This is a genomic window from Mesorhizobium sp. M1A.F.Ca.IN.020.06.1.1, from assembly GCF_004023265.1.
GTDB lineage: Bacteria > Pseudomonadota > Alphaproteobacteria > Rhizobiales > Rhizobiaceae > Mesorhizobium.
Genome location: NZ_RZSR01000307.1, coordinates 1 through 5,890, shown reverse-complemented (window position 1 = coordinate 5,890; position 5,890 = coordinate 1). Strand labels below are relative to the sequence as shown.

Annotated in this window: 7 protein-coding genes; all 7 read right to left on the bottom strand. The window is 63.6% G+C overall.

Going from position 1 to position 5,890, the window contains the following annotated elements; all coding sequences use genetic code 11:
* The coding region (locus EOA60_RS15410; RefSeq protein ID WP_164899328.1) for a dihydroxyacetone kinase subunit DhaK at window positions 1–716 on the bottom strand (716 nt) is incomplete at its 3' end.
* 52 nt (window positions 717–768) lie between these two features.
* Complete coding sequence (locus EOA60_RS15405) at window positions 769–1,782, bottom strand: ABC transporter ATP-binding protein (protein ID WP_095824312.1); 1,014 nt, start codon at window positions 1,780–1,782, stop codon at window positions 769–771.
* Window positions 1,775–2,881, bottom strand: coding sequence for an ABC transporter ATP-binding protein (locus EOA60_RS15400; protein WP_095824311.1), 1,107 nt, complete (start codon window positions 2,879–2,881; stop codon window positions 1,775–1,777). The genes EOA60_RS15405 and EOA60_RS15400 overlap by 8 nt, the downstream gene beginning before the upstream one ends.
* Window positions 2,882–2,883: 2 nt before the next feature.
* Window positions 2,884–3,090: a hypothetical protein gene (locus EOA60_RS15395; RefSeq protein ID WP_095777044.1), complete on the bottom strand. Its 207-nt coding sequence runs from the start codon at window positions 3,088–3,090 to the stop codon at window positions 2,884–2,886.
* A complete protein-coding gene (locus EOA60_RS15390) occupies window positions 3,087–4,037 on the bottom strand; it encodes a carbohydrate ABC transporter permease (protein ID WP_067324280.1) in 951 nt (316 codons plus the stop codon). Before EOA60_RS15390 ends, EOA60_RS15395 begins: the two co-directional genes overlap by 4 nt.
* The gene (locus tag EOA60_RS15385) at window positions 4,034–4,981 is read right to left on the bottom strand and encodes a sugar ABC transporter permease (RefSeq protein ID WP_095824412.1); all 948 of its coding nucleotides are present in this window, start codon (window positions 4,979–4,981) and stop codon (window positions 4,034–4,036) included. Before EOA60_RS15385 ends, EOA60_RS15390 begins: the two co-directional genes overlap by 4 nt.
* A 99-nt stretch (window positions 4,982–5,080) precedes the next feature.
* On the bottom strand, window positions 5,081–5,890 hold an 810-nt coding region (locus EOA60_RS15380; protein ID WP_128311565.1), incomplete at its 5' end, for an extracellular solute-binding protein.

Genomic DNA, 5,890 nt, shown 5'->3' with positions numbered 1-5,890 from the left:
GCCATGATGGCGACGAGCGCACTGGCGCTCTGCAGGGTTATGCGCTCCACGCCCGGCTCGCCATGGATGCCGAGACCGAGCTCGCCATCGCCGGCGCCGAAGCGGTCCTCGTGGGTCTGGCCGGGGATCGAGCAGGAGGAGAGCGAGATGCCGAGCGAAACAATATCCTTCGCCGCCGCCTGCGCTGCCGCCGCGACCGAGGCTAGGTCATGGCCGGATTCGGAAAGATGTCCGGCGATCTTGTGCACGAACAGCGTGCCGGCGATGCCGCGCGGCTGTGCGATGTCGGGCAGCGCGATGTCGTCGCCGACGATCACCATGTCGACCGCGAAGCCCTCGGCGCGGGCCTTTTCTGCGGCGAGGCCGAAGTTGAGGCGGTCGCCGGTGTAGTTCTTGACGATCAGCAGGCAGCCGGCCGGCCCGGTCGTCGCGCGGATCGCCGCCAGCACCGCCTCGACGCTCGGCGAAGCAAAGATCTCGCCGGAGACAGCCGCCGTCAGCATGCCGGCGCCGACGAAGCCCGCATGCGACGGCTCGTGCCCCGCGCCGCCGCCCGAAACGACGCTGACCTTCGCCTTGTCCCAGTCGGCGCGCAACACCACCTTGATCTCCGGATAGCCGTCGAGCCGCGCCAGCGCCCCGGAGCCGGCAGTGGCCAGATAACCGTCCAGCGCTTCGGTAACGATCGAGTCCTTGCGGTTGAAAAAGTGCTTCATGGATTTCGTCCAGTCCGTATCTGCGGGTCGTCAAAAAGTGCGGATGCGCCGGCTACATCAATCTGTGCCCGTCCGACCCAAAATAAAGCGGCGAGCGATAGCGGATCGTCACTCTGTCCCCCTTTGCGAGCGGCGTGTCGGGATCGGTCAGCGTCACCAGCTTCTTGGCGCCCACCGTGACATGCAGATGGTTCTGGTCGCCGAGATGCTCGACCCAGTCGACGACGCCGTCGGCATGGCCGTTCGCCGCCTTTTCGATCGCGAGATGTTCGGTGCGCGCGCCGATCGTCGTCGTACCGGTGGGCGCGGCGCCGTCGGGCAGCAACCCTGCCGGCAGAAGGTTGATCGCCGGCTGGCCGAGGCGAGCCGCGACATGAAGGTTTGCCGGCTCGGAATAGATCGCGCGCGGCGTGCCGATCTGCACCAGCACGCCCTCGGAAAGGATGCCGATGCGGTCGGCCATGGTCATCGCCTCGATCTGGTCGTGCGTGACATAGAGCATGGTGGCGCCGAGCTCGGACTGGATGCGCTTCAGCTCGAGCCTGAGATCGGCGCGCAGCTTGGCGTCGAGCGAGGACAGCGGCTCGTCCATCAGATAGATCGAGGGCTTTCGCACCAGCGCGCGGCCGATGGCGACGCGTTGCATCTCGCCGCCCGAAAGCCTGGTCGAGCGGTTGTTGAGCTTGTGGTCGATGCGCACCATCCGCGCGACTTCCTCGACGCGGCGGCGGATTGCTTCCTCCGGAAAACGCCGCGCCGGCGAGCGCAGCGGGAAGGCGAGGTTGTCGAAGACCGAAAGATGCGGGTAGAGCGAATATTGCTGGAAGACGAAGGCCGTATCGCGCTCGGCCGGCGACAGCGCCGTCGCATCATGGCCGCCGATGTAAATCGTGCCGCTGTCCGGCCGCTCGAGCCCGGCGATCAGCCTGAGCGTCGTCGTCTTCCCGGCGCCGGTCGGCCCGAGCAGCACGACGAACTCACCGTCCTTGATCTGCAGGTCGAGATCGCTGACCGCGACTGTCTCGCCGAAGCTTTTGGTCACACCCTGAATCTGCACGTCAGCCATGGCGCGCCTCCACTGCCTGATCGTACATGACGGTTTTCACCGCGCGTCCAGTGCCTTTCTCGAACAGCGACAGCCGCGCGCTGCTCAATGCCAGCCCTACCTGTTCGCCCGTATTTAGATGGATTCCGGCCGGCACCCGGGCCTTGATGATGCCGTCAGCCGTCTCCACCGCGACGATCTGCGTGGTGCCGAGATATTCGGTGCCGTAGATCGCGCCGCGCAGCTTCGAGGCATCGTCGAAGCGGATGTGCTCGGGGCGGATGCCAAGCGCCATGTCGGCCGGCGCAATATCCTCGCGCACTTCCGGGACCGTCACCCTGGCGCCCTGCACGACGATCTCCTTCGCACCCTTCGCGAGCCCACCGCCGAAGCGCAAGAAGTTCATCGGCGGCGAGCCGATGAAATCGGCGACGAACATCGTGGCCGGCCGGTCGTAAATCTCGCGCGGGCTGCCGAACTGCTCGATGACGCCGTGGTTCATCACCGCTATCTTGTCGGCCATCGACATCGCTTCCATCTGGTCGTGCGTGACATAGACGGTGGTGGCGTGGATGCGGTTGTGCAGCTCGCGCAACTCATGCACCATCAAATCGCGGAACTCGGTGTCGAGGGTTCCAAGCGGCTCGTCCATCAGGAAACATTTCGGTCGCCTGACGATGGCGCGGCCGAGCGCGACGCGTTGACGGTCGCCGCCGGCAAGACCGGAGACCGACTTGTCGAGCAGGTGGTCGATGCGCAGCAGCTTCGCGGTCTCCTCGACGCGGGCGCGGATCTCGGCCGACGCCATGCCTTGCGCCAAGAGCGGGAAGCCGATGTTCTTGCGCACATTCATATGCGGATAGAGCGCGAAGAGCTGGAAGACGAAGGCGATGTCACGCTCGCGCGCCCGGCGCATGGTGACGTCCTCGCCGCCGAGCAGGATCTTGCCGCCGGTGGGCAGTTCGAGGCCGGCGATCATGCGGAGCGTCGTCGTCTTGCCGCAGCCCGACGGCCCGAGCATCACGAAGAACTCGCCGTCCTCGACAACGAAATTGGAATCCTGCACGGCAACGAACTCGCCGAAGGCTTTCCTCAGGTTCTGAACACGGATCTCGGCCATTTCTATTCCGGGAATTTCGAGACGACGATGAACATGGCGGTGCCGGCGAGCATGGTGACGAAGGAATAGCTGTAGAGCGACAGCGCGAAAGGCTGGAACAGCATCAGGAAACCGATGGCGATGATCGCCGTGGCGATGTTTTCCATCAGGCCGCGTCTTGCCCAGACGGGCCAACGCGATTTGCGTTTTGCAGGCTGGATCGTGCTCATTTGCGCACCGCGCCGAAGGTAATGCCGCGCAGCAATTGCTTGCGGAGCAGGATGGTGAAGACCAGGATCGGCACCAGGAATATCGTGGTGCCGGCGGCGACTGCCGGCCAGTCCTGGCCGCCTTCGCCGATGATGGTCGGGATGAAGGGCGGCGCCGTCTGCGCCGTGCCGGAGGTCAGAAGCGCGGCGAACGCATATTCGTTCCAGGCAAAGATCAGGCAGAAGATGGCGGTCGCGGCAATGCCGGTGGTCGCCTGCGGCAGCACCGTGCGCCAGAAGGCCTGCAGCCGCGTGTAGCCGTCGATCATCGCCGCTTCTTCGTATTCGCGCGGGATCTCGTCGATGAAGCCCTTGAGCAGCCAGACCGCCAGCGAGACATTGACCGCGGTGTAGAGCAGGATCATGCCGAGCGCGGTGTCGGAGAGGCCGAGCTCGCGGTACATCAGATAGATCGGGATCGCGACGGCGATCGGCGGCATCATGCGCGTCGACAGGATGAAGAACAGGAGGTCGTCTGCCAAAGGCACCTTGAAGCGCGAGAAGCCGTAGGCCGAGAGCGTGCCGAGGAACACTGCGCAGAAGGTCGAGCCGAAGGCGATGATCAGCGAGTTGACGAAGCGCGGCAGGAAGTTGGACGGGCCGGCGATCACCATGTTGCGCTTGCGCACCGTCTCATCGCAGAAGCCGGTCGCCGGTCCGAGCGCGTTGATGTATTCCGGCGTCTGCCTGGTGCGGGTCGTGAACAGGTTGCAGTAGCCTTCGATGCTAGGCTGGAAGACGATCTTCGGCGGATAGGCGATCGAATCCGGCGGCGTCTTGAAACTGGTGGCGAAGATCCACAAGAGCGGCACGATCGAGATCAGCGCGTAGCCGACGACGAGCACGCCGGCGATCCGCTTCGAATTCGTCGAAGGTGCGACGACGGAATGGGCGGTGGTCAGGCTCATCTCTGCTTCACCTTGTTGAGTGCCTTGACGTAGATGTTGGCAAGGCCAAACACCGCGACGAACAGGACGATGGCGAAAGCCGAGGAATAGCCGGTGCGCCAGCTTTCGAAGGCTTGCCGCTTCAGCGTGATCGAGGCGACCTCGGTGGTCGAGCCCGGTCCGCCGCCGGTGAGCAGGTTGACCATGTCGAACATCTTGAAGTTCTCGATGCCGCGAAACAGCACCGCCAGCATGATGAAGGGCAGCGCCATCGGCAGGGTGATCGACCAGAACTGCCGCCAGTTGGAGGCGCGGTCGACCTCGGCCGCTTCATAAATGTATTCTGGGATGGAACGCAGACCCGCGAGGCAAATCAGCATCACGTAAGGCGTCCACATCCAGGTGTCGACGATGATGATCGCCCATGGCGCCAGCTCGACATTGGACAGCATCTGGACATTCGTCGGCGGGATGCCGGTGAGGAACGAGACGGCGTAGGCGAACAGTCCGATCTGCGGCTCGTAGAGGAAGCGCCAGAAATTGCCGACCACCGCCGGCGACAGCATCATCGGCACCAGGATGATCGTGGTCCAGATGGCGTGGCCGCGGAATTTCCGGTCGATCAGCCAGGCAAGCGCGAAGCCGATCACCGTCTGCAGCAGGATGGTCCAGAAGACGAAATGCGCCGTCGTCTGCATCGCGATCCAGATATCCTGGTCGCCGAGGATGCGCCTGTAGTTGGAAAGCCCGAGATTCTTGACCACTTCGTTCGGGCGGTTGGCGCGGTAATTGGTGAAGGAGAGGTAGATCGCCCAGAACAGCGGGAAGATGTTGATGGCTAAAAGCAGAAGGATCGTCGGCGAAATGAACAGCCAGGCGAGGCCCTTGTCGCTGATGCCCCGGATCTTCTTGGCCAACGGCTCGGGTGTGGCCCGTGCAGCGTTGTCCGCAGTCCGATTGAGCATGGTTAGTCCTGCATCGGTCACTGGTCAGCCTCGGCGCTGGAATTTATCTGAACTGCGTCCCGTGCCAAGGCGGCACGGGACGCCTGCTCGGGAGGAGCTTTACATCTTGCCGTCATCCTGGAAGATCTGCGTCCAGTCCTTGACGAGGCCGTCGAGCGCATCCTTGGCCGAGCCCTGGCCGGCGACGACATAGTCGTGGAAGCGCTTCTGCGAGGCCTGCAGCAGCGGCGCGTAGCTCGGCTCTGCCCAGAAGTCCTTCACGATCGCCATGGAGTCGAGGAAGGCCTGCGCATAGGGCTGGCTGGACGGGAACTTCGGATCCTTGACGACGGAGTTCAGACAGGAATAGCCGCCGAGCGACCACCACTTGGCCTGCACGTCCTTGTTGGCGAACCACTTGATGTATTTCAGCGCCGATTCCTGCTTGTCGGAGTAGGAAACCACCGAGATGCCCTGGCCGCCGAGCTGCGCGAACTGGTCGCCGTCGGGACCTTTCGGATTGGCGAAGTAACCGATCTTGTCGCCGCCGACATTCTCGTCCTTCTGCAGGCCGGGCCAGGTGAAGGCGAAGTTCATGTGCATCGCCACCTGGCCGGATTTGAAGGCATCGACGCCTTCGCCCATGTAGCTGTTGGAGGCGCCGGGCGGTGTGCAGCAATCATAGAGCGCCTTGTAGAATTCCAGCCCCTTCACCGATTTCTCGGAATTGACGAAGCCGTCCATCTCATAGGGCTTCTTCGGGTTCTCGTACTGGAAGCCGTAGCTGTAGAGGACGTCCATGGCGCCCATGGTGATGCCTTCGGAGCCGCGCTCGGTGTAGATCGAGGCGCCATAGACGGTCTTGCCGTCGATCTGCCGCTTCTGGAAGAACTCGGCGATCTGCCTCAGCTGGTCGAAGGTCGTCGGCGG